This window comes from Aminobacter sp. Piv2-1 (assembly GCF_037625995.1).
Taxonomy (GTDB): Bacteria; Pseudomonadota; Alphaproteobacteria; order Rhizobiales; family Rhizobiaceae; genus Aminobacter.
In genome coordinates this window covers 28,813-48,441 of record NZ_JARKMU010000011.1, presented here as the reverse complement: position 1 = coordinate 48,441, position 19,629 = coordinate 28,813, and the positions used below count along the sequence as shown (strand labels likewise).

At 64.8% G+C, this 19,629-nt stretch carries 19 protein-coding genes and 1 tRNA gene; 5 read left to right on the top strand and 15 right to left on the bottom strand.

The window, feature by feature from the left end:
* The gene (locus AmiPiv_RS19400) at positions 1 to 288 is read right to left on the bottom strand and encodes an FAD assembly factor SdhE (protein WP_340039974.1); all 288 of its coding nucleotides are present in this window, start codon (positions 286 to 288) and stop codon (positions 1 to 3) included.
* Between the two features lie 93 nt (positions 289 to 381).
* On the opposite strand from AmiPiv_RS19400, the gene recG reads away from it, so the two are divergent.
* The gene (recG, locus tag AmiPiv_RS19395; protein ID WP_340040212.1) at positions 382 to 2,490 is read left to right on the top strand and encodes an ATP-dependent DNA helicase RecG; all 2,109 of its coding nucleotides are present in this window, start codon (positions 382 to 384) and stop codon (positions 2,488 to 2,490) included.
* Here the strand turns inward: recG and AmiPiv_RS19390 are convergent.
* From AmiPiv_RS19390 to AmiPiv_RS19365, 6 genes are all read right to left on the bottom strand, one after another.
* Positions 2,442 to 3,197: a DUF502 domain-containing protein gene (locus AmiPiv_RS19390; protein WP_340039972.1), complete on the bottom strand. Its 756-nt coding sequence runs from the start codon at positions 3,195 to 3,197 to the stop codon at positions 2,442 to 2,444. The two genes, recG and AmiPiv_RS19390, sit on opposite strands and share 49 nt — an antisense overlap.
* Positions 3,198 to 3,312: 115 nt before the next feature.
* Positions 3,313 to 3,891: a DUF2272 domain-containing protein gene (locus tag AmiPiv_RS19385; RefSeq protein WP_340039969.1), complete on the bottom strand. Its 579-nt coding sequence runs from the start codon at positions 3,889 to 3,891 to the stop codon at positions 3,313 to 3,315.
* Positions 3,892 to 4,002: 111 nt separating this feature from the next.
* Positions 4,003 to 5,826, bottom strand: coding sequence for a glutamine--fructose-6-phosphate transaminase (isomerizing) (gene glmS, locus AmiPiv_RS19380; protein ID WP_340039967.1), 1,824 nt, complete (start codon positions 5,824 to 5,826; stop codon positions 4,003 to 4,005).
* Between the two features lie 144 nt (positions 5,827 to 5,970).
* Complete coding sequence (glmU, locus tag AmiPiv_RS19375; protein ID WP_340039965.1) at positions 5,971 to 7,341, bottom strand: bifunctional UDP-N-acetylglucosamine diphosphorylase/glucosamine-1-phosphate N-acetyltransferase GlmU; 1,371 nt, start codon at positions 7,339 to 7,341, stop codon at positions 5,971 to 5,973.
* 94 nt (positions 7,342 to 7,435) lie between these two features.
* Positions 7,436 to 8,182, bottom strand: a complete 747-nt coding sequence (locus AmiPiv_RS19370) for a cytochrome c biogenesis CcdA family protein (RefSeq protein WP_340039963.1) — start codon at positions 8,180 to 8,182, stop codon at positions 7,436 to 7,438.
* 100 nt (positions 8,183 to 8,282) lie between these two features.
* Positions 8,283 to 8,618 (bottom strand): hypothetical protein, encoded by a 336-nt coding sequence (locus AmiPiv_RS19365; protein WP_340039961.1) that lies wholly within the window; start codon positions 8,616 to 8,618, stop codon positions 8,283 to 8,285.
* Positions 8,619 to 8,818: 200 nt separating this feature from the next.
* On the opposite strand from AmiPiv_RS19365, the gene AmiPiv_RS19360 reads away from it, so the two are divergent.
* Together AmiPiv_RS19360 and AmiPiv_RS19355 are read left to right on the top strand one after the other, a co-directional pair.
* A tRNA-Lys gene (locus tag AmiPiv_RS19360) sits at positions 8,819 to 8,894 on the top strand.
* A 116-nt stretch (positions 8,895 to 9,010) separates the two neighbouring features.
* The gene (locus AmiPiv_RS19355; RefSeq protein ID WP_340039959.1) at positions 9,011 to 9,508 is read left to right on the top strand and encodes a BA14K family protein; all 498 of its coding nucleotides are present in this window, start codon (positions 9,011 to 9,013) and stop codon (positions 9,506 to 9,508) included.
* A 47-nt stretch (positions 9,509 to 9,555) separates the two neighbouring features.
* Here AmiPiv_RS19355 and AmiPiv_RS19350 read toward each other — a convergent pair whose 3' ends face one another.
* From AmiPiv_RS19350 to AmiPiv_RS19325, 6 genes are all read right to left on the bottom strand, one after another.
* Complete coding sequence (locus tag AmiPiv_RS19350) at positions 9,556 to 10,326, bottom strand: DeoR/GlpR family DNA-binding transcription regulator (protein ID WP_340039957.1); 771 nt, start codon at positions 10,324 to 10,326, stop codon at positions 9,556 to 9,558.
* A 226-nt stretch (positions 10,327 to 10,552) separates the two neighbouring features.
* A complete protein-coding gene (locus AmiPiv_RS19345) occupies positions 10,553 to 11,284 on the bottom strand; it encodes a proteasome-type protease (RefSeq protein WP_340039955.1) in 732 nt (243 codons plus the stop codon).
* Positions 11,285 to 11,317: 33 nt separating this feature from the next.
* On the bottom strand, positions 11,318 to 12,112 hold the full coding sequence (locus AmiPiv_RS19340) for a transglutaminase family protein (protein WP_340039953.1): 795 nt from the start codon (positions 12,110 to 12,112) through the stop codon (positions 11,318 to 11,320).
* Positions 12,113 to 12,124: 12 nt separating this feature from the next.
* Complete coding sequence (locus AmiPiv_RS19335) at positions 12,125 to 13,066, bottom strand: alpha-E domain-containing protein (protein WP_340039951.1); 942 nt, start codon at positions 13,064 to 13,066, stop codon at positions 12,125 to 12,127.
* 16 nt (positions 13,067 to 13,082) lie between these two features.
* The gene (locus tag AmiPiv_RS19330) at positions 13,083 to 14,495 is read right to left on the bottom strand and encodes a circularly permuted type 2 ATP-grasp protein (protein ID WP_340039950.1); all 1,413 of its coding nucleotides are present in this window, start codon (positions 14,493 to 14,495) and stop codon (positions 13,083 to 13,085) included.
* A gap of 154 nt (positions 14,496 to 14,649) precedes the next feature.
* The gene (locus tag AmiPiv_RS19325) at positions 14,650 to 14,886 is read right to left on the bottom strand and encodes an Lrp/AsnC ligand binding domain-containing protein (RefSeq protein ID WP_340039948.1); all 237 of its coding nucleotides are present in this window, start codon (positions 14,884 to 14,886) and stop codon (positions 14,650 to 14,652) included.
* Positions 14,887 to 15,066: 180 nt separating this feature from the next.
* Between AmiPiv_RS19325 and AmiPiv_RS19320 the strand changes: the two genes are divergently transcribed.
* Entirely contained in the window at positions 15,067 to 15,480 is a 414-nt protein-coding gene (locus AmiPiv_RS19320; RefSeq protein WP_340039946.1) for a DUF4864 domain-containing protein, read from the top strand.
* Positions 15,481 to 15,483: 3 nt separating this feature from the next.
* Here the strand turns inward: AmiPiv_RS19320 and AmiPiv_RS19315 are convergent, their stop codons facing one another.
* Positions 15,484 to 17,085 carry an ABC-F family ATP-binding cassette domain-containing protein gene (locus AmiPiv_RS19315; protein WP_340039944.1) on the bottom strand — a complete coding sequence of 534 codons (1,602 nt, stop codon included), beginning with the start codon at positions 17,083 to 17,085 and terminating at the stop codon, positions 15,484 to 15,486.
* A gap of 177 nt (positions 17,086 to 17,262) precedes the next feature.
* Positions 17,263 to 18,237, bottom strand: a complete 975-nt coding sequence (locus AmiPiv_RS19310) for a threo-3-hydroxy-L-aspartate ammonia-lyase (RefSeq protein ID WP_340039942.1) — start codon at positions 18,235 to 18,237, stop codon at positions 17,263 to 17,265.
* 144 nt (positions 18,238 to 18,381) lie between these two features.
* Between AmiPiv_RS19310 and dinB the strand changes: the two genes are divergently transcribed.
* Complete coding sequence (gene dinB, locus AmiPiv_RS19305; protein WP_340039939.1) at positions 18,382 to 19,629, top strand: DNA polymerase IV; 1,248 nt, start codon at positions 18,382 to 18,384, stop codon at positions 19,627 to 19,629.

Here is a 19,629-nt window from a genome sequence, read left to right as displayed (position 1 = left end):
TCAGATGGTGAAGGCGTCGCGCGACGCCACGATCTGCCTGTAGACGTCGGTGTTGACCGCAGCCGGCACCGGCGCCTCGCCGATGATCCAGGACAGCAGTTCCCTGTCGGTGATGTCGAGCAGCGCCTCGTAGACGTCCAACTCCTCGTCGCTCAGCTTGTCGATGCTGGTGTCGGCGAAGTGACCGAGGATCAGGTCCATCTCGCGCATGCCGCGATGCCACGACCGGAACAGCAGCTTGCGCCTGCGCGCATCCAGGCCTTCGCTTGAGCGTGTCGTTCCGGTCATTTCGGCAATTCCTCTGGTGACGGGGCGCATATAGCGTGGATAGCCGCCCCTGTCAGCCTTTGCCCCGGCAAGTCGAGCGCATAAGCTGACATGATGCGGCCTTCCCTCCTCGATCCCCTGTTCTCGCCCATCACAACGCTTGCCGGTGTCGGTCCCAAAGTGGCGACATTGGTCGAGAAGGTCGTGCCCGCCGATCTCGGCGACCGCTCGGCGCGAACAGGCGACCTGTTGTTCGTGCTGCCCAACAGCGTCATCGACCGGCGCAACCGTCCCGGCATCGCCTATGCCGCCGAAGCCGCTATCGTCACGCTGGAGGTCCGCATCGACCGCCACCAGCCGGCGCCGCGCGGCAACCGCTCGGTGCCCTACCGCGTCTATGCGCATGACGACACCGGCGAGATCGCGCTGACCTTCTTCCATGCCCACGCTGCCTATCTCGAAAAGGCGATGCCCGAGGGCGAGCTTGTCATCGTCTCGGGCCGCATGGAATGGTTCAACGGCCGCCCCTCGATGGTCCATCCCGACCACATCGCGCTCGCCAGCGAGGCCGACAAGCTGCCGCTGGTCGAGCCTGTCTACCCGCTGACCTCCGGCCTGTCGGCGAAGGTCCTGCGCCGAGCCATCGGCCAGGCCATCGAGCGCGTGCCGGCGCTGCCGGAGTGGCTCGATGCCGACGTCATGCGCCGGCAGAGTTTTCCGGCCTTCGCGGCCGCCCTGCAGCGCGTCCACAACCCCGCCGATCCGCTGGATGCATCGCCTGATACCGCCGCCTGGCGCCGCCTCGCCTATGACGAATTCCTCGCCGGCCAGGTGTCGCTGGCGCTCGTACGCGCCCGCGTGCGCAAGCTGCATGGCCGCCCGCTCACCGGCGACGGCCGGCTCGTCGATGCCCTGCGCAAAGCCCTGCCCTATGCGCTGACCGGCTCGCAAGAACAGGCGCTTGTCGAGATCAACGAGGACCTCGCCAAGCCCGAGCGCATGCTGCGCCTGCTCCAGGGCGACGTCGGCTCGGGCAAGACGGTGGTGGCGCTGCTCGCCATGGCCCGTGCCGTGGAAGCCGGCGGTCAGGCTGCATTGATGGCGCCGACCGAAATCCTCGCCCGCCAGCATTTTGCCGGCATCTCGCAGCTGGCCGAGCGTGTTGGGCTGAAGGTCGCCGTGCTCACCGGCCGCGAGAAGGGCCGCGAGCGGACCCAGACCCTCGCCGACCTCGCATCCGGCGAGATCGACATCGTCATCGGCACGCACGCGCTGTTCCAGGAAGCCGTCGTCTTCCATGACCTCGCACTTGCCGTCATCGACGAGCAGCACCGCTTCGGCGTCCACCAGCGCCTCGCCATGAATGCCAAGGGCCAGGCGCCCGACATGCTGGTCATGACCGCCACCCCCATCCCGCGCACGCTGGTGCTCACCGCCTTCGGCGACATGGACGTGTCGCGCCTGACCGAAAAGCCGGCCGGCCGCCAGCCGATCCGCACCGTCACCATGCCACTCGACCGCATCGACGAACTGGTCGGCCGCATGCGCGATGCCGTGGCCGAGGGCCAGAAAGTCTACTGGATCTGCCCGCTGGTCGAGGAATCCGAAGAGATCAAGCTGATGTCGGCCGAGGACCGCTTCGCCTCGCTGCAGCCCGTCTTCGGCTCCCGCATCGGCCTCGTCCATGGCCGCATGAAGGGGGCGGAGAAGGACGAGGCGATGCGCGCCTTCAAGGAAGGCGAAACCCGCGTACTGATCGCCACCACCGTCATCGAGGTCGGCGTCGACGTGCCCGACGCCACCATCATCGTCATCGAGCACGCCGAGCGCTTCGGCCTGGCCCAGCTGCACCAGCTGCGCGGACGCGTCGGCCGCGGTTCGAAGCCCTCATCCTGCGTGTTGCTCTACAAGGATCCGCTCGGCGAAACCGCCAAGCGCCGCCTTTCGGTCATGCGCGACACCGAGGACGGCTTCCTCATCGCCGAGGAAGACCTCAAGCTGCGCGGCGAAGGCGAACTGCTGGGCACGCGACAGTCCGGCACGCCCGGCTTCCAGGTCGCGCGCATCGAGGCGCATGCCGACCTGCTTGAAATCGCTCGCGACGACGCCCGGCTGATCCTCGCCCGCGATCCCGAACTGGTGTCGCCACGCGGCGAAGCGCTCCGGCTGCTGCTCTATTTGTTCGGCCGCGACGAGGCGGTCAGGTTGCTGAGAGCGGGCTGAGGCAGGGTGCCCACCGGCGGATTGCCCAACGGCCCGTCGACCGCCTTGCCCTTGGCGTCCGCCTTCCGCTTGGTGTCGGGCGTCACCAGTCCTGCCGAAACGATCAACTTGGCGCCGTCCTCGATGCTCATGTCGAGCAGCACGACCTCAGATTTCGGCACGTACATCAGGAAGCCCGTCGTCGGGTTCGGCGTACATGGCATGAAGACCGCCATCAACGGATCGCCCTCGACATCGAGCTTGTCGTTGATCTCTGAGCGCTTGTCGCCGGCGACGAAGACGATCGACCACACGCCCTTGCGCGGATATTCGACCATGCCGACCGTCCGGAACATCTCGTTCTTGTCCGAAAGGGCGGTCTCGAACAGCTGCTTCAGCGCCTTGTAGAGACCGCGCACCAGCGGCGTCCTGTCGAGCAGCCGCTCGCCGAAGCCGACGATGGCGCGGCCGATGAAATTGGCGGTCAGGAAACCGATCAGCGTGATCAGCACCAGCGCCACGATCAGCCCGAAGCCGGGAACCTGGATCGACAGGTAGGTGTCGGGATTGTAGCGCGCGGGGATGTAGGGCTTCACCCAGGAATCGACCCAGCCAATGAACGACCAGACGATGTAGACGGTGAGCGCCAGCGGCGCGCAGACGACGAAGCCGGTGAGGAAGTAGTTCCTCAACCGCGTCACTGACGAGGACTTCTGGCTGTCGGACATGGACGGCTCGACGGATTGTGCGCTGCACTCACCTTAGAGCATCAAGTCTGCCACCCGACAACCAATATTGCTCACCTGCCGCACCGCGGAGGCTCCTTCGCCAAGCCGCCCGGTTCTACAACAGGTTCTGTATGACGCAGATGTAGCGACTGGGGTCGGTGGTCGGCTGCTTGATGATGCCCTTGGCGTTGAGCCGCACGACCCTAGCGCCTACGGTATCCGACTCATTGCCCCCGACCGTCCTGACGTAGCGGCCGCCGCCGTCGACCCCTTCCTCGACGACGATGGCCGAGTGGGATTCGTACGCCTTGTTGCTCATGGCAAAGCTGTAGTCGAAGGTGTTGCCATTGCGGTTGTTCTGGATGATGTCGCCGATCTTCGGCGCATAGTCGACCGTCGGATAGGCGCGGAACACCCCGATTACTTTCCCGGCATTGTCGATCGCCACGTGGACGAACTCGGAATGCCTCGGAGAGAACTTGAACTGGGAGGCGCTTGCCCCGGCATTCTTCACGAACGACGACACGAACACCGCCGACCAAGCCGTGCCCACACCCGGAAATCCGAGCCCCAGGCTGCTCCAGTACCATTTGATCCGCCCTGCCATCTTGGGCGTGGTCTCATGGTAGCCGTTGTACTGGTCGAATTCCGCCTCCGCCAACGAGGCCAGCTTCTTGGCAAAGCCAGTGGCCATCTCCACCTCCTCAGGTTGCGGAGGCAGGATACGGCAACACCAGAGCAAAATCCACTACTAGTTGCACGATTTAACATTGTGCAACCAAAGATTTTAGTGCCTTGGTTCGACCTACTCCACCGTCACCGACTTCGCCAGATTGCGCGGCTGGTCGACGTCCGTTCCCATGAAGACGGCGGTGAAGTAGGCCAGCATCTGGATCGGCAGGGCGTAGATGATCGGTGCGATGAATTCCGGCACGTCCGGCAGCACGATCGTTTCCATGGTCTTGATCGTCGCCTGCGCGGCACCCTTCTGGTCGGTGATCAGGATGATCTTGCCGCCGCGCGCCGCCACCTCCTGCATGTTCGACACGGTCTTCTCGAATATGCGGTCGTGCGGCGCGATCACGATGACGGGCATGTTCTCGTCGATCAGCGCGATCGGGCCGTGCTTGAGCTCGCCGGCCGCGTAACCCTCGGCGTGGATGTAGGAGATTTCCTTGAGCTTGAGCGCGCCTTCCATGGCGAGGGGGAAGTTGGTGTCGCGGCCGAGATAGAGCACGTGCTTGTAGGAGGCGAGCTCGCGCGACACCTTCTCGATCTGCTTGTCGAGCTTGAGCACCTGAGCTGCGTAGCGCGGCGTCTCGGACAGGCTGCGCACCAGCGCCTTTTCCTCGTCGGCCGAGATCGTGCCGCGCTCGGAGGCGGCGCGGATGGCAAGAGCCGCCAGCACCGAAAGCTGGCAGGTGAAGGCCTTCGTCGAGGCAACGCCGATCTCGGGACCGGCCAGCGTCGGCAGCGTCACGTCGGATTCGCGCGCAATCGTCGATTCACGCACGTTGACGATGGCACCGATCGGCACGCCTTCCTTGCGGCAATAGCGCAGCGAAGCCAGCGTATCGGCGGTCTCGCCCGACTGGGAAACGAACAACGCAGCACTCTTCTTCGAGATCGGCATCTCGCGGTAGCGGAACTCCGAGGCGACGTCGATATCGACGGGCAGCCTTGCGTGGCGCTCGAACCAGTATTTGCCGACCAGGCCGGCAAGATAGGCCGTGCCGCAGGCCGAAACCGCGATGCGGTCGATGTCGGCAAAGCTGAACGGCAGGTCGAGCGGCTTGGACACGCCTTGGGTGAAGTCGAGATAATGCGCCAGCGTGTGCGAGATCACTTCCGGCTGCTCATGGATCTCCTTTTCCATGAAGTGCCGGTGGTTGCCCTTGTCGACCAGGTAGCTGGTGCCGAGCGACTGGCGGCGCGGTCGCTCTACCGCGTTGCCGTCCATGTCGTAGATCTGGAACTCGGTGCGGCGCACGACGGCCCAGTCACCATCCTCGAGATAGGTGATCGAGTTGGTGAAGGGTGCCAGCGCAATCGCGTCCGAGCCCAGGAACATCTCGCCCTCGCCGTGGCCGACGGCCAGCGGCGGGCCGTTGCGGGCGCCGACGATAAGGTCTTCGTCGCCCTGGAACATGATGGCCAGCGCGAAGGCACCGTGCAGCCGCTTGAGTGCGGCATAGGCGGCGTCAACCGGTTTAGCGCCGCCCGCCAGTTCGCGGGCGATCAGGTGAGCCACGACCTCGGTGTCGGTCTGCGAGGTGAACTCGTAGCCGTCGGCCGTAAGCTCCTGGCGCAGCTCAGCAAAATTCTCGATGATACCGTTGTGGACGATCGCCACCCCGCTGGAGAAATGCGGGTGCGCATTGGTCTCGTTGGGGACGCCGTGGGTGGCCCAGCGCGTGTGGCCGATGCCGATTGTGCCGTCCAGCGGCTCGGCCTTCAGCCGGCGCTCGAGATTGACGAGCTTGCCCTCGGCACGCCGGCGCGCGAGTTCGCCATGTTCGATGGTGGCGACGCCGGCCGAATCGTAGCCGCGATATTCCAGCCGCTTCAGCGCATCGACGATCAGCGGCGCAACCGGCACCTGCCCGACGATTCCGACGATTCCGCACATAGGCGCCCCCCAAAAATGTCCCGCGAACCCTGGCGGCCATTTATGCGGAGCCGCACCCGAGCGGAAGTCACATTCCGTTTCGCAACGTATCAGCCGCACTGCCGCCAATTCGCGGCAATTTAGCACGGCGGGATTGAAGCAGGGTTACTCCGCCGCGGACTTCTTCTTCGCCGCGGCCGCGTCGGCAAAACGCTGGCGCAGTTCCTTGCCCTTGCCCGGCATCGTCTTCTGCCGCGCCCGGCCGAAGGCAAGCGCGTCCTCGGGCACCTCGTCGGTGATGACGCTGCCAGAGGCGATGTAGGACCGCGCGCCGATCGCGATCGGGGCGACCAGCGAGGTATTCGACCCAATGAAGGCACCTTCGCCGATGTCGGTGAAGAATTTCGAATAACCATCATAGTTGCAGGTGATGGTACCGGCGCCGATGTTGGCGCCAGCGCCGACGCGTGCGTCGCCGATGTAGGTGAGGTGGTTGACCTTGGCGCCCTTCTCGACCGTCGCCTTCTTCACCTCGCAGAAATTGCCGACCTTGGATTTTTCGCGCAGGTCGGCGCCCGGCCTGAGCCGCGCGAAAGGCCCGATCTCGGCACGCGGGCCGACGCGCGCGCCCTCGAGATGACTGAAGGCATGGATGACCGCCCCGTCGGCGATCTTCACGTCCACGCCGAACCAGACATTCGGCTCGACGGTCACGTCGGCGCCGATTTCGGTGTCGTGCGAGAAGTAGACGGTTTCCGGCGCGATCAGCGTGGCGCCGTCGAGCATCGCCTGGCGGCGGCGGCGTTTTTGCCAGATGGCCTCGGCCTCGGCCAATTCCGCGCGGTTGTTGATGCCGAGCACGCTTTCGAAGCTCGCCTCGGTCGCCACGACCTTGAGCCCGGCGCGGTCGGCGATCTCGACGATGTCGGTGAGATAGAACTCGCCCTTGGCGTTGGCATTGCCGACCTGGTCGAGCAGTTGGAGCGCGTGCCTGCCGGCAATCGCCATCAGGCCGGCATTGCAGAAGCCGATCTTGCGCTCCTCGTCGGTGCAGTCCTTGTCCTCGCGGATGGCGACCAGCCTGCCATCCTTCTCGATCAGGCGGCCATAGCCTGCCGGGCTCGGCGGCCTGAAACCGATGACCACCACGGCGGCACCGTCGGCCAGACCAGCCCGCGCGGTCGCGAGCGATTCTGCCTCGACCAGCGGCGTGTCGCCGAACATGACGAGCAAATCGTCATGGCCGCGCGCAATCGCCTGCCGCGCCGCCAGCACGGCATGCGCCGTGCCCAGCCGCTCGGTCTGAATGAAGATTTCTGCTTTCGGCGCAAAACCTTCCGCGGCTTTCCTCACCTGGTCGCCGCCATGCCCGACGACCAGTGCGACATCGCTCGCCCCCGCCGCTTGGGCCGTCCTCGCCACATGCGCGACCATCGGCAGGCCGGCGATGTGATGCAGCACCTTGGGCATGGCGCTCTTCATGCGCGTGCCTTCGCCGGCAGCAAGAATGATCGACAGACAGGTTCTCGAGGTCATGGCTTCGTCCGGTTTGGAGAAAGGCGGCTGGAATCGGCCACCTTTCTATCACCGCAAGCATTGCGGTCCAATGCAGCGGAATTCCGGCCGGACGCTAGCCTAGCTGGCCCAGGATGGGGAAGCGCTCGAGCAGCCAATAGGACGCTGTCTGAATGCCACCCGTAAGGAACAGGATGCCGGCCACGACGAGAAGGGCGCCGATGACCTTCTCGACCTTGCCGAGATGCACGCGGAACTTCGACAGGAAGCGCATGAACGCGCCCGAAAACAGCGCGGCGACGAGGAATGGAATGCCGAGCCCGAGCGAATAGATGCCGAGCAGCAACGCGCCCTCGCCCACCGTCCCGCGTCCGCCTGCGAGCGTCAGGATCGGCCCGAGGACCGGACCGATGCAGGGCGTCCAGCCGAAGGCGAAGGCCAGGCCCATGGCGTAGGCGCCGAGATTGCTCGCCGGCTTGCCCTCGGCGTGGAAGCGCGCCTCGCGCGACAGCATCGGGATGCGCAGGAGGCCGAGGAAATTGAGGCCCATCAGGATGATGAGCACGCCGGCGGCCATGGCAAGCGGTTGCTGCCACAGCCGGAGCACCTGCCCGATGGTGGAAGCGCCGGCGCCGAGGGCCACGAAGACGGTCGTGAAGCCCAGCACGAAGGAGGTGGAGGCCGTCAGCAGCGCGCCCCGCGCCCGGTTGACGGCAACGGCAGCGCCCCCCGCCTTGAAATCGTCGACGGAAACGCCGGCCATGTAGCAGAGATAAGGCGGCACCAGCGGAAGCACGCATGGCGAAAGGAACGACAACGCTCCCGCCCCCAGTGCAGTCAGATAGCCAACGTCCAGTAACATTCCATGCCGCTCCGCCGATAATCAGGGCCGGATATAGCGTTGTCGGCCTGACAGCACCAATCACCATTCCGTGGCATGTCGTCGCCGGCAGGCGGCCGAGCTAGTCGCGGACGGTGTATTCGCCGAGTTCGCAGAGGTTTTGGGTGTCCTCGGTCGTGTCGAGGTCCGACTCCGCGTCGAACTCGAAGCGCATGTCGTAGTCGCAGACGCTGCGGCCATCGGCGATGGTGATCTCGATGCTCTCGCCGGGCGCCAGCATGTCGACGTCGAGAATGTCCTCCTCCCAATCCCTGACGCCAACCGGCGACACGTAGAACTCGGTGAGCACCGACGAGGTGCCGTTCGTCAGGGTGAAGACGAGGTCCTCGGTCTGGGCATTGGCCGGCAAGACAAGCAGTGCCAGTGAGGCCAGGACGAACTGCGGGCGAACAAGCATCTTTCAACATCCCCTTTGACAAAACGGCCGCGGCGCGGCGCGGTCTTACAGCAGGGCATCGCGCCAGCAATGTGACGAACCCTGCGGAAGCTGCATGAAAGGTGGCCATTGGACGGCTATCGTGCTGATTTTCCGGTTGACCGGCGGGGGCACTCTCCCTATGTTCCGCCGCAATTTCGGGGTCGCCGCGCGGCCTTCGGGAGCGCGTAGCTCAGCCGGTAGAGCAACTGACTTTTAATCAGTAGGTCCAGGGTTCGAATCCCTGCGCGCTCACCACTCCGGCATCTTTGCCATGTCATTTCATCGTCGACCGCTCCCGCACGCACGAGGAACATTCTGCCTGTCCTGACCGTTTAGCCTCAAAGGGTTCAGTTCCTTTTGAGGAGACGATCATGAAGAAGATCATGTCTGGATTGTTGGCGACAGTTCTTGCGACATCCTTTGCGGCAGCGTCCGCGGTTCCAGTCGCGGCCGCGCCAGCCTTCTATCCCAAGGCGCCGGAGGCAAATTCAGGGGTCGAGCAGGTGCAGTACGATCCCTACTGGCGGCCGCGACGGGTCACGCGCATGGATCGGGACGACAGGCGCTACCGGATCATCCGCCGGGGCGATATCTATTACATGAACGGCCATCGCGGCTACCGCGACTACAGGCCCGGATATCGCCGCTACAACGACTGGTGGTTCCCCGCCGGCGCCTTCATCGCCGGGGCCATCATCGGCGGCGCGCTGAGCCAGCCCCGCTACGTCGCGCCGCGTTATGGCGTGCGCGCCTACGGCGATGCCCACGTGCAGTGGTGCTACGATCGCTACCGTTCGTATCGCGCCTGGGACAACACCTACCAGCCCTACGACGGGCCGCGTCGACAGTGCTATTCGCCCTATAGCTGAGGCGAAACCAGCCGAGTACGTCTAAGACCCGCGTTCGCGCGATGTGCCTAGGCGGGTCTTTTCGTCTCGATCAGCTGGACGTCCGATTCGGCGCAGATCCTGCGAATACTGGGCAGGTCGCAGCGGTCGGTGATGAAGCTGTCCATCTGCGACAGATGCGCGATCCGCACCGGCGCCGTCCGTTCGAACTTGGTGCTGTCCGAAACCAGGATGACGTGCCGGGCGTTGGCGATGATCGCCTGGGCGACCTTCACCTCGCGGAAGTCGAAGTCGAGCAATGCCCCGTCATGGTCGATGGCCGAGGCGCCGATCACGGCGTAGTCGACCTTGAACTGCTTGATGAAATCGACAGCCGCCTCGCCGACAATGCCGCCGTCCGAGCCGCGCACCACGCCGCCGGCGATCACCACCTCCATCGAAGGATAGACGCGCATCCTGTTGGCGACATTGATGTTGTTGGTGATGACCATCAGACCCTTGTGGTCGAGGAGTGCCTTGCTCACCGCCTCGGTGGTGGTGCCGATATTGACGAACAGGGACGCGTTGTCGGGGATGATGCGCGCCGCGGCCTGGCCGATGGCGTCCTTCTCGTCGGCCGCGATCTTGCGCCGCGCCTCGTATTCGAGGTTCTCGATGCCGGATGGGAACAGCGCCCCGCCGTGGACGCGGCTCAACAGCCGCTGGTCGCAGAGGTCGTTGAGGTCCTTGCGGATCGTCTGCGGCGTGACCTGGAAATGCGCGGCCAGATCGTCGACCAGCACCCGCCCGTTGTCCTTGGCCATCTGGACGATTTCGGACTGGCGTGGCGACAGATACATTGCTGCATTCCCCGAATTTCGTTTTTTGGGACGATAGGTGAAAACGAAAGCGGTGAAAAGCCGCTTCGAAGCTGCAACGAAGCCTTGAGGCGCGTCTGGCTAAGATACGCGAGCTTTTCGCTCCGGGCGATGTGGTAGCGGATCATTCCGCGGAGCCCTCAAGCGCAAGCGTGGCCTGCGATGCCGAATCCTGGATGACGCCGGGCGAAGGTCGGACCGGCTGCATCTACTCCGGAAAGTCCGGCAGGCTCTGGAACGCCACCTTGAGCGCGTTGGACCAGCCGTCCGAGATCGTCCGATAATAGGGATCGTCGGCGCCGATGCGCTTTTTGAGCCCCACCTTCAGCGCGTCCTTCTCGTAGAACAAAAGATCGAGCGGCAGGCCGACGGACAGGTTCGACTTCAGCGTCGAATCGAACGACACCATCAGGAGCTTCACCGTTTCGGCAAAGCTCATCGTGCGGTCATAGGCGCGCACGATGATCGGCTTGCCGTACTTGGTCTCGCCGATCTGGAAGAACGGCGTGTCGTCGGTCGATTCGATGAAGTTGCCCTCGGGATAGATCATGAACAGCCTGGGCTCGCTGCCCTTGATCTGGCCGCCGAGGATGAAGGAGGCGTTGAAGCTCGAATCGGCCTTCTGCCCCACGGGTGCAGACTGCGCGATCACCTCCTTGACCGCCTCCCCGACCAGGCAGGCGGTCCGGTACATCGAGGGCATGTCAAAGATCGTCGGGGCGCGCTCCGCGACGGCCTTGGTGCGCTCGTCGAGCAGGCTCGCCACAGATTGCGTGGTGGCAAGATTGCCGGCCGACATCAGCACGATGACGCGTTCGCCCGGCTTTTCCCAGACCTTCATCTTCCGAAACGTCGAGATGCTGTCGATGCCGGCATTGGTGCGGGTGTCCGACATGAACACCAGTCCGCGATCAATCTTGAGGCCGACGCAATAAGTCATGCGATTCCAGTCCGGGCGAGCTTTCCTGCCGGATTACTGCTCCACAGTGATATGGACTGCAAGCCGTTCCTGCGCCTGCCCGATCAGTATGCCCGAAATCGGCATCGCCTCGCGATAGTCCCGGCCCACCGCCACGCGCACGTAGCGCTGGTCGGGCGAAACGCCGTTGGCGGCGTCGAACCCCACCCACCCCAGCCCGGGGACATTGGCTTCGGCCCAGGCATGGGTCGCCACCTGCTCGACGCGATCGTTCATCATCAGGTAGCCGCTGACATAGCGCGCCGGGAAGCCAAGCAGGCGGGCGCAGGCGGCAAACACATGGGCATGGTCCTGGCAGACGCCCGTTCCCTTGGTCAGCGCCTGTTCGGCAGTGGTCCCTGTATCCGTGGTGCCGGGCACATAGGCGACGCGCTCACGGATCAATCCCATCAGGCGGTGCAGCCGCTCGACCTCGCCGCCGTCGCCCACACCCGCCGCCAGATCCCGGATCGCTTCGCCCGGCGCGGTCAGCGGCGTCTCGTGCTGGAACAGCCATAGCGGCGCGAAGCCGCGATGTGGGCCCGATATGCCGGCGACCTCGTTGGTCTCGACCTCGCCCTCGGCCAGGATGCTGATCGTGTGCGGCTCGCCGTCGATCGACAGCAGCCTCGTGTCGTTGCCGAACTGGTCGAGGAAGCGTACCTCCTCGCGTGCGCCCTCTATCTGCAGCGTCCAGGTCAGCATGGTCTGCGCCGGGCCACTCGCCGGCCACAGACGGACGCGCTGCAGCCCGTAGCGGATCGGTTGGTCGTAGTTGTATTCGGTGCGATGCGAAACCTTGAGCCGCATGGCGTTGCCTAATCAGTAAAAGCCGAAGTCCTGGGCCACCCGGTCGCCCAGCTTGTTGTTGTCGCGGATGAAGTCGGCCAGGAATTCGTGCAGGCCGCCCTCGAAGATGTCCTTGATCTGGGTTCCGCGCAGCCGGGCGTAGGTACGGTCGGCCAGATCGTTGCTCTCGTGCCTGGCGCTGTAGTCTTCCGACAGGAACTTCAGGTGCTCGGCGATGAAGCGGTAGCTGAAGGTCAGCGAACGAGGCATGCGCACGTTGAGGATGAGATATTCGGCGATGTTGGTTGGCTTGTATTCGGCCTCGTAGACCCAGCGATAGGAGCGGTGTGCCGCCACCGAGCGCAGGATCGACTCCCACTGGTAATTGTCGAGCGACGAACCCACCCACGAGACCGAAGGCAGGAGCACGTAATATTTGACGTCGAGGATGCGGGCGGTGTTGTCAGCGCGCTCGACATAGGTGCCGAGCTGGGCGAAGTCGAAGATCTCGTTGCGCAGCATCGTGCCGTAGAACGATCCGCGGATCAGCGCCGTCTCGCGCTTGATGGCGTCGAGCACGCTCGGCAGTTCGCGCTGGTCGATGGGCGTGGCCAGCATGCGCTTGAGCGACATCCAGGCCTCGTTGATGCTCTCCCAGGTCTCGCGCGTCAGCGCCGTGCGCACCATGCGGGCGTTGTTGCGCGCCGTTTCCATTGCCGCCGCCGCGCTCGACGGGTTCGACATGTCCCGAAGCAGAAAATCAGCAACGTTTTCGGACGTATAGTCGCTGTGCTTCACAGCAAAGGCATTTGCCGCCCCTGCCGAAAGCAGCACCGAGTTCCATTCGTCCGACGCGTTCTGGCTGCGGGTCAGCGCCATGCGCAGGCCGGCATCGATCAGCCTGGCCATGTTTTCGGTCCGCTCGATGTAGCGGTTCATCCAGTAGAGGCCGTTGGCGGTGCGTCCCAGAAGCATGAACTGTCAGCGTCCCCTAGTCATCCAGTACCCACGTGTCCTTCGTCCCGCCACCTTGCGACGAGTTGACGACAAGCGACCCCTCTTTCAGCGCGACCCGTGTCAGCCCGCCTGGCACGATCCGTATGCGGTCGGAAACCAGGACGAACGGCCTCAGGTCGACATGGCGCGGCGCGAGCCCCTTCTGGGTCAGGATCGGGCAGGTCGACAGCGAAAGCGTCGGCTGGGCGATATAGTTGGAGGGCCGCGACGCGAGTTTCCTGGCGAAAGCCTCGCGCTCCCTCTTGCTCGCTGCCGGCCCCACCAGCATGCCGTAGCCGCCCGAACCATGCACCTCCTTCACCACCAGCTCGGCGAGGTGCTCCTGCACATACTTCAGGCTGTCGGGCTCGGAGCAGCGCCAGGTCGGGATGTTGCCGAGGATCGGCTTGCGGCCGGTGTAGAACTCGATGATCTCCGGCATGTAGGAGTAGATCGCCTTGTCGTCAGCGATGCCGGTGCCGGGTGCGTTGGCGATGGTGATATTGCCGGCGCGGTAGACGTCCATGATGCCGGGCACGCCCAGCGCCGAGTCCGGCTTGAAGGTCAGCGGATCGAGATAGGCGTCGTCGACCCGGCGGTAGAGCACGTCGATCTGCTTGTAGCCCTCGGTGGTGCGCATTGCGACATGCCCGTCGACCACGCGCAGGTCCTGCCCCTCGACCAGTTCGACGCCCATCTGGTCGGCCAGGAAGGCGTGTTCGAAATAGGCCGAGTTGTAGCTGCCCGGCGTGAGTACCGCGATGGTGGGCGCACCGCTGACGCCGCTCGGCCGAACGGCCGCAAGCGACTGGCGCAGCAGCTGCGGATAGTTCTCCACCGGCTGCACCTTGATGCGCTGGAACAGCTCGGGAAAGAGCTGCAGCATCGTTTCGCGGTTCTCGAGCATGTAGGACACGCCGGACGGCGTGCGCGCATTGTCCTCGAGCACGTAGAACTCGTTCTCGGAGATGCGCACGATGTCGACGCCGATGATGTGGGTGTAGACGCCGGCCGGCGGCCTCACCCCGATCATCTCGGGCAGGAACGCCTCGTTGGTGGCGACCAGTTCCCGCGGGATCCTGCCGGCGCGCAGGATTTCCTGGCGGTGGTAGATGTCGTCGAGGAAGGCGTTCAGCGCCTGCACGCGCTGCTCGATGCCCTGGGTCAACCGTCGCCATTCGTTGCCGGCGATGATCCGCGGCACGATGTCAAACGGGATCAGCCGCTCGGACGCCTCCTGCTCGCCATAGACGGCAAACGTGATGCCGGTCTTGCGGAACACGCGCTCGGCATCGCGCATCTTTTCGGTAAGTCGAGCAGGGTCCTGGTTTTTCAGCCAGCTGTCGTAGGCTTCGTAGGGTCTTCTAAGTCCGGCTTCCGCCGGGAGCATTTCGTCGAAGGCGACCACAGATGAACTCCCCTCTGAGGTCAGTCAAATGACCTCGGCGGAGAAAATCAAGCGCAATCGCCCATTTCTGGCGCAGCTGGCGAAACAATCGCGAAAATGCCCATGGTTTCGGCATGCGGCACGGGATTTGGGCGCAACCCTGCCCCTTTTGCGCTCAGAAGGCGCGGAAGGTCACCGTCGTGAAGGTGTCCTTGATGTTGCCGATCGGGTGGACTCGCTCGTTGACGAAATGGCCGATGTCGACCTCGTCGTCGACATAGAATTTGGCAAGCAGGTCGAAATTGCCGGCGGTCGAATAGATCTCGGAAGCAATCTCGGCGTCGGCAAGAGCGCTCGCCACCTCATAGGCCTTGCCGAGTTCGCATTTGATCTGCACGAAAAAGGTCTTCATCGCACCGTCCGTTCCGGGCCTGTCGTCATTCGCGGTCTTGTCGCAGAACGCGCCCGAGCTTTCAAGCCGGCGCCTCCACGCCATCGGCCGCGCCATGCTGAAACCACGGCGACGGCTCCCGCGTATGTTACAATGCCAAGGCGTCGCGGACCACCGCGAGCGCCGGAAACGGAGGCAAGAATGCGCAGCATCGCATTGGTCTTCGCCATTTCGCTCCTGGGCTTCCCGGCACTGGCCGGCGAAGCCGAGGTCAAGGCCGCGCAGGACAGCATCTCGGCCCAGCTCGAAGCTTTCAGGGCGGGCGAGGATGCGGCCGCCTACAGCTATGCCGCACCCAACGTGAAGCGAATCTTTCCGACGCTCGAAACCTTCATGGGCATGGTTTCGGGTGGCTACAAGCCGGTGCACCATGCGCAGAGCTTTGACTTCGGCAAGTTCCGGGAAATGAGCCCGACCGCGATCATCCAGCAGGTGCTGATCGTCGGCCCCGACGGCAAGGACTATGAAGCCGTCTACACCCTCGAACTCCAGCCCGATGGCGTCTGGCGCATCACCGGCGTCAGCTTGCGCGCCCCGAACTCGCTCAGCACCTAACACCTAACCGCCGTTCACTGCGGCTGTACCCAGTTCGATCCGCCTGGTGATGCCGATCGCCTCAAGGAACGCCTGGTCGTGGCTCACCACCAGCAAGGCCCCGTCATAGGCACGCAGCCCGGCTTCCACGGCCTCGATGGCGTCGATGTCGAGATGGTTGGTCGGCTCGTCGAGGATCAGCAGTGGCGGTGGCGACTTGCCGCCGAGCACGCAGGCGAGCCCGGCGCGCAGCAGTTGTCCGCCACTGAGGCTGCCCACGATCTGCAGCGCCGCATCGGCACGGAACATGAACCGCGCCAGCGCCGCGCGGCAAGCATTCTCGTCGGCCTCGGGGTTGGTGCGGCGGAAGTTGTCCCGGATGGAACTTGACGGATCAAGCAGGCCGACGTGCTGGTCGAGCATGGCATAACCGGTCAGAATGGAGACGCTGCCTGTCCACGGTTCCAGAGCGCCCGCGATCGCCTTGAGCAAGGTGGACTTGCCGGTTCCGTTGCCGCCACCTACTGCGACACGCTCCGGGCCGGTCAGACCGAGCGAAAAATCCGAGATCACCGGCCTTCCAGGTTCGTAGCCGGCAGTCAGGCCGTCGATCCGCAGCACCGCCTTGGTGGATGGCAATCCGGTCGACGGCAGCACCACTGACAGCGGCTGCAGCACCTCGATCCTTTCGCGCGCCGCGGCCGCGTCGGCTTCGGCCTGCACGCGCTGGCGTTCGGCCAGCCTGACATTCTCGCCCGACGAGTTCTCGGCGCGGTTCTTAAGGCCGTTCATCAAGATACGTGGCATATCGCCCTTGGCGGCCTTCCGCTTGCCCGCGCCGTCCCTGCGCGCCTTGCGTTCGGCCGTCGTCTGGGCGGCTCGGGCGACTTCCGAAACGCGCCGTTCGGCATCGAGCAAGTCGTGCCGGGCAGATGCCAGCTCGATTGCCTTGCGCTCGCGATAGTGGCTCCAGCTACCGCCATAGCGCGTAGCGCCCAGCGAGGTCAGTTCAACGATGGCATCCATGGTGTCGAGCAGTTCGCGGTCGTGGCTGACGACGATGGCCCCTGCCCGCCAACTGGCGAGAACATCGATCACCGCGTCGCGTCCCTCGCGGTCGAGGTTGTTGGTCGGCTCGTCGAGCAGGATGAAGTCGGGTTCGCCGAAGATCAGCGCCGCGAGCCCGGCGCGCGTGCGCTGGCCGCCCGAAAGCGCCGACAGCTCGGTGCCGGGCCCAGCGCTCAAGCCGACGCGGGCAAGTGCTGCCTCGATCCGCGTCTCCAGTGTCCAGTCGGCGTCGGCATATTCGTCGACCTCGGCCAGCCCGGCCTCGGCGCGGCGCAGCAGGTCGAGCCCGTCGGACGCGCCGAACAGGTCGGCGACGGTCTCGCCGGGCGACACCTGCGCCGACTGGCGCAACAGGCCGATCGTACCGCTGACGGAGAGCTTGCCCGCCTGTGGCTGCAAGGGACCGGCGATCAGATGCAGCAGCGTCGACTTACCGACGCCGTTGCGTCCGACAAGCCCGGTGCGGCCGGTCTCGAAATTCAGCGAAAGATCGGAAAGAAGCGTCCGGCCGTCAGGCGTGGACCAGGCAATATTCGACAGAGAGATTGATGCAGGCATGGAATTCCCCAATGGCAAAGCGGTTCGGCGTTGCTGTCGGGTAGAAATCCATTGATGCACACATCCTGTTGAAATTGCTGATGGCGGCTAGATAGTCGGACTACCGGTGAATTTCAAGCCGCTGCGATCAACGTGTCCGGCGAGCATCGAACTCGCACCGACCAGCGGCCCCTGCCATCAGGCTTCCGCGAAGAACGCACTCAACGCCTTGAGATCGACATTCCCACCGCTGAGCACGATACCAACGCGTTTTCCCGCGCAGTCGATAACACCCCTGAGTGCTGCAGCCGCGCCCAGGCAGCCCGTCGGCTCGACGATCACCTTCATGCGCTCGGCAAAGAAACGCATCGTCTGCACCAGCTGCGCATCGCTGACGGTGACGATGTCGTCGACCTTGGCCTGCAGGATCGGGAAATTGCGGTCGCCGACGAAGGTGGTCAACGCGCCGTCGGCGATCGACTTGGGCGGCGCGATGCGCACCACCTCGCCCTTGTGCAACGACTGCTGGCCATCGTTTCCGGCCTCCGGCTCGACGCCGATCACGCGGCAGCCCGGCGCCAACGCCTTGGCGCTGAGCGCACAGCCGGCCAGCAACCCGCCGCCCCCGAGCGGCGTTATCAGCACGTCGAGCTGACCAACCTCCTCGATCAGCTCCAGCGCCGCCGTGCCCTGCCCAGCGATGATGTCGGCATGGTCGAATGGCGGTATCATCGTCATGCCGCGTTCTTCCGAAATGCCGCGCGCGATCGCCTCGCGGTCGTCCTTGTAACGATCGAAGAACACCACTTCCGCGCCATAGCCCCGCGTCGCCATAACCTTTATCTCCGGCGCGTCCTTTGGCATCACGATGACCGACGGCGCGCCGAGCAGCGTTGCGGCATAGGCGAGCGCCTGCGCATGGTTGCCGGAGGAATAGGCCACAACCCCTTTGCGCCGCGCTTCGGCATCGAGCGCTGAGACGGCATTGTAGGCACCCCGGAACTTGAAGGCGCCGGCCCGCTGCAGGTTCTCGGCCTTGAAGAACAGCGTGCCGCCAGAGAGCCCGTCGGCGGTGCGCGAGGTCAGCACCGGTGTGCGATGCGCGACGCCAAATATGCGCGATGCCGCCACCTTGACGTCTTCGAATGTCGGAATGCGCGGCGAAACGGTCATGAAACCCTCCTTGGTCGGCCGCACTCTAGTCGAGGCTGCTCGCGTCAAGAAGCCCTGACGACCGCCCACCGCTTGCACCAGTGCTTGACTTCTTGCTTGTATGTTCCCTTTATGTTCTTATCCAACTCTCGACAGAACACCACGATGGAAAGCGCAGCCACCATCCTGCATGCCGACCTCGACGCCTTCTACGCGTCGGTCGAGCAGCTGCTCGACCCGACCCTCAAGGGCAAGCCCATCGCCGTCGGCGGCGGGGTGGTGCTCGCCGCCTCCTACGAGGCCAAGGCCTTCGGCGTCCGCGGCGGCATGCCGGGCCGGCAGGCCCGCGAGCTCTGCCCCCAGCTCATCTTCGTCGGCGGCAATTTCAGGGAATACCAGCGGCTCGGCGACGCGGCGATCGCGGTGCTCGGCGACTTCACCCCATTGGTCGAACGCATCTCCATCGACGAGGCGTTCGCCGATGTCGCCGGCTGCACCCATCTCTTCGGTGAGCCGGAGGAGATCGCCCGTCAGATCAGGCACAGGGTGCGCAGCGAACTCGGCCTGCCGATCTCGGTCGGCGTCGCCCGTACCAAGCATCTCGCCAAGATCGCCTCGCAGGTGGCCAAGCCCGACGGGCTGGTCGTCGTCGATCCCGGCACCGAACTCGCCTTCCTGCACGAATTGCCCGTCGGACTGATGTGGGGCGTCGGCCCGGCCACGGAAACACGGCTCGCCGACGCCGGCATCACCACCATCGGTCAGTTGGCCAATGCCAACCGTCATGCGCTCGAACGTCTGCTCGGCCCGGCCGCCGGCGAAAAACTGTCGGCGCTCGCCTGGAACCGCGATCCGCGCCGCCTCCGGCCGCATCGCCGCGCCCATTCCGCGGGCGCGCAGTCGGCCCTGGGCATGAAACCGGCCCAACCTGACGTCTTCGTCCCGGCGCTGCGCCATCTCGCCGACCGCGTCGCCTCGCGCCTCCGCGCGAAATCCCGTCCGGGGCGCACGGTAACCGCGCGGGTGCGCTTCGTCGACCTGCGTTCGGTGACGCGGTCGATCACGCTCGACGCGCCGGTTTCCGCCACCGCGATGATCTCCGAGATCGCCGAGGAGTTGGTGCGCGGCGTGCTTGCCCAATACCCGAACGAGCGCACCATCTCGCTGCTGGCGATCTCGGTCTCGCATCTCGAGGAACATTCAGGCCTGCAGCTCGAACTGCCGCTGGGCCTCGCCGACGAGCGCCACCGACCGGGCACGAAAAAAGGCCAGGCGCGCTGGGGCGCCGACCGCGCAATGGACGCCATCCGCGAACGTTTCGGCTGGGAGGCCGTCGGCTATGCCTCCGTCGCGCTCGGGCGCGCAGGCTCAGTGCCCGATGCCTTCCGCGAACTGGCCGAAAAGGAGCTGTGA

Excerpts from the sequence above, each read along its gene's own strand:
- AmiPiv_RS19390 (WP_340039972.1), bottom strand. The coding sequence starts at position 3,197 with ATGTCCGACAGCCAGAAGTCCTCGTCAGTGACGCGGTTGAGGAACTAC.
- AmiPiv_RS19355 (WP_340039959.1), top strand. The coding sequence starts at position 9,011 with ATGAAGAAGATCATGTCTGGATTGTTGGCGACAGTTCTTGCGACATCC.
- glmU (WP_340039965.1), bottom strand. The coding sequence starts at position 7,341 with ATGACCTCGAGAACCTGTCTGTCGATCATTCTTGCTGCCGGCGAAGGC.
- AmiPiv_RS19345 (WP_340039955.1), bottom strand. The coding sequence starts at position 11,284 with ATGACTTATTGCGTCGGCCTCAAGATTGATCGCGGACTGGTGTTCATG.
- AmiPiv_RS19340 (WP_340039953.1), bottom strand. The coding sequence starts at position 12,112 with ATGCGGCTCAAGGTTTCGCATCGCACCGAATACAACTACGACCAACCG.
- dinB (WP_340039939.1), top strand. The coding sequence starts at position 18,382 with ATGGAAAGCGCAGCCACCATCCTGCATGCCGACCTCGACGCCTTCTAC.
- AmiPiv_RS19320 (WP_340039946.1), top strand. The coding sequence starts at position 15,067 with ATGCGCAGCATCGCATTGGTCTTCGCCATTTCGCTCCTGGGCTTCCCG.
- AmiPiv_RS19335 (WP_340039951.1), bottom strand. The coding sequence starts at position 13,066 with ATGCTTCTGGGACGCACCGCCAACGGCCTCTACTGGATGAACCGCTAC.
- AmiPiv_RS19325 (WP_340039948.1), bottom strand. The coding sequence starts at position 14,886 with ATGAAGACCTTTTTCGTGCAGATCAAATGCGAACTCGGCAAGGCCTAT.
- AmiPiv_RS19315 (WP_340039944.1), bottom strand. The coding sequence starts at position 17,085 with ATGCCTGCATCAATCTCTCTGTCGAATATTGCCTGGTCCACGCCTGAC.
- AmiPiv_RS19400 (WP_340039974.1), bottom strand. The coding sequence starts at position 288 with ATGACCGGAACGACACGCTCAAGCGAAGGCCTGGATGCGCGCAGGCGC.
- AmiPiv_RS19370 (WP_340039963.1), bottom strand. The coding sequence starts at position 8,182 with ATGTTACTGGACGTTGGCTATCTGACTGCACTGGGGGCGGGAGCGTTG.
- glmS (WP_340039967.1), bottom strand. The coding sequence starts at position 5,826 with ATGTGCGGAATCGTCGGAATCGTCGGGCAGGTGCCGGTTGCGCCGCTG.
- AmiPiv_RS19385 (WP_340039969.1), bottom strand. The coding sequence starts at position 3,891 with ATGGCCACTGGCTTTGCCAAGAAGCTGGCCTCGTTGGCGGAGGCGGAA.
- recG (WP_340040212.1), top strand. The coding sequence starts at position 382 with ATGCGGCCTTCCCTCCTCGATCCCCTGTTCTCGCCCATCACAACGCTT.
- AmiPiv_RS19350 (WP_340039957.1), bottom strand. The coding sequence starts at position 10,326 with ATGTATCTGTCGCCACGCCAGTCCGAAATCGTCCAGATGGCCAAGGAC.
- AmiPiv_RS19310 (WP_340039942.1), bottom strand. The coding sequence starts at position 18,237 with ATGACCGTTTCGCCGCGCATTCCGACATTCGAAGACGTCAAGGTGGCG.
- AmiPiv_RS19365 (WP_340039961.1), bottom strand. The coding sequence starts at position 8,618 with ATGCTTGTTCGCCCGCAGTTCGTCCTGGCCTCACTGGCACTGCTTGTC.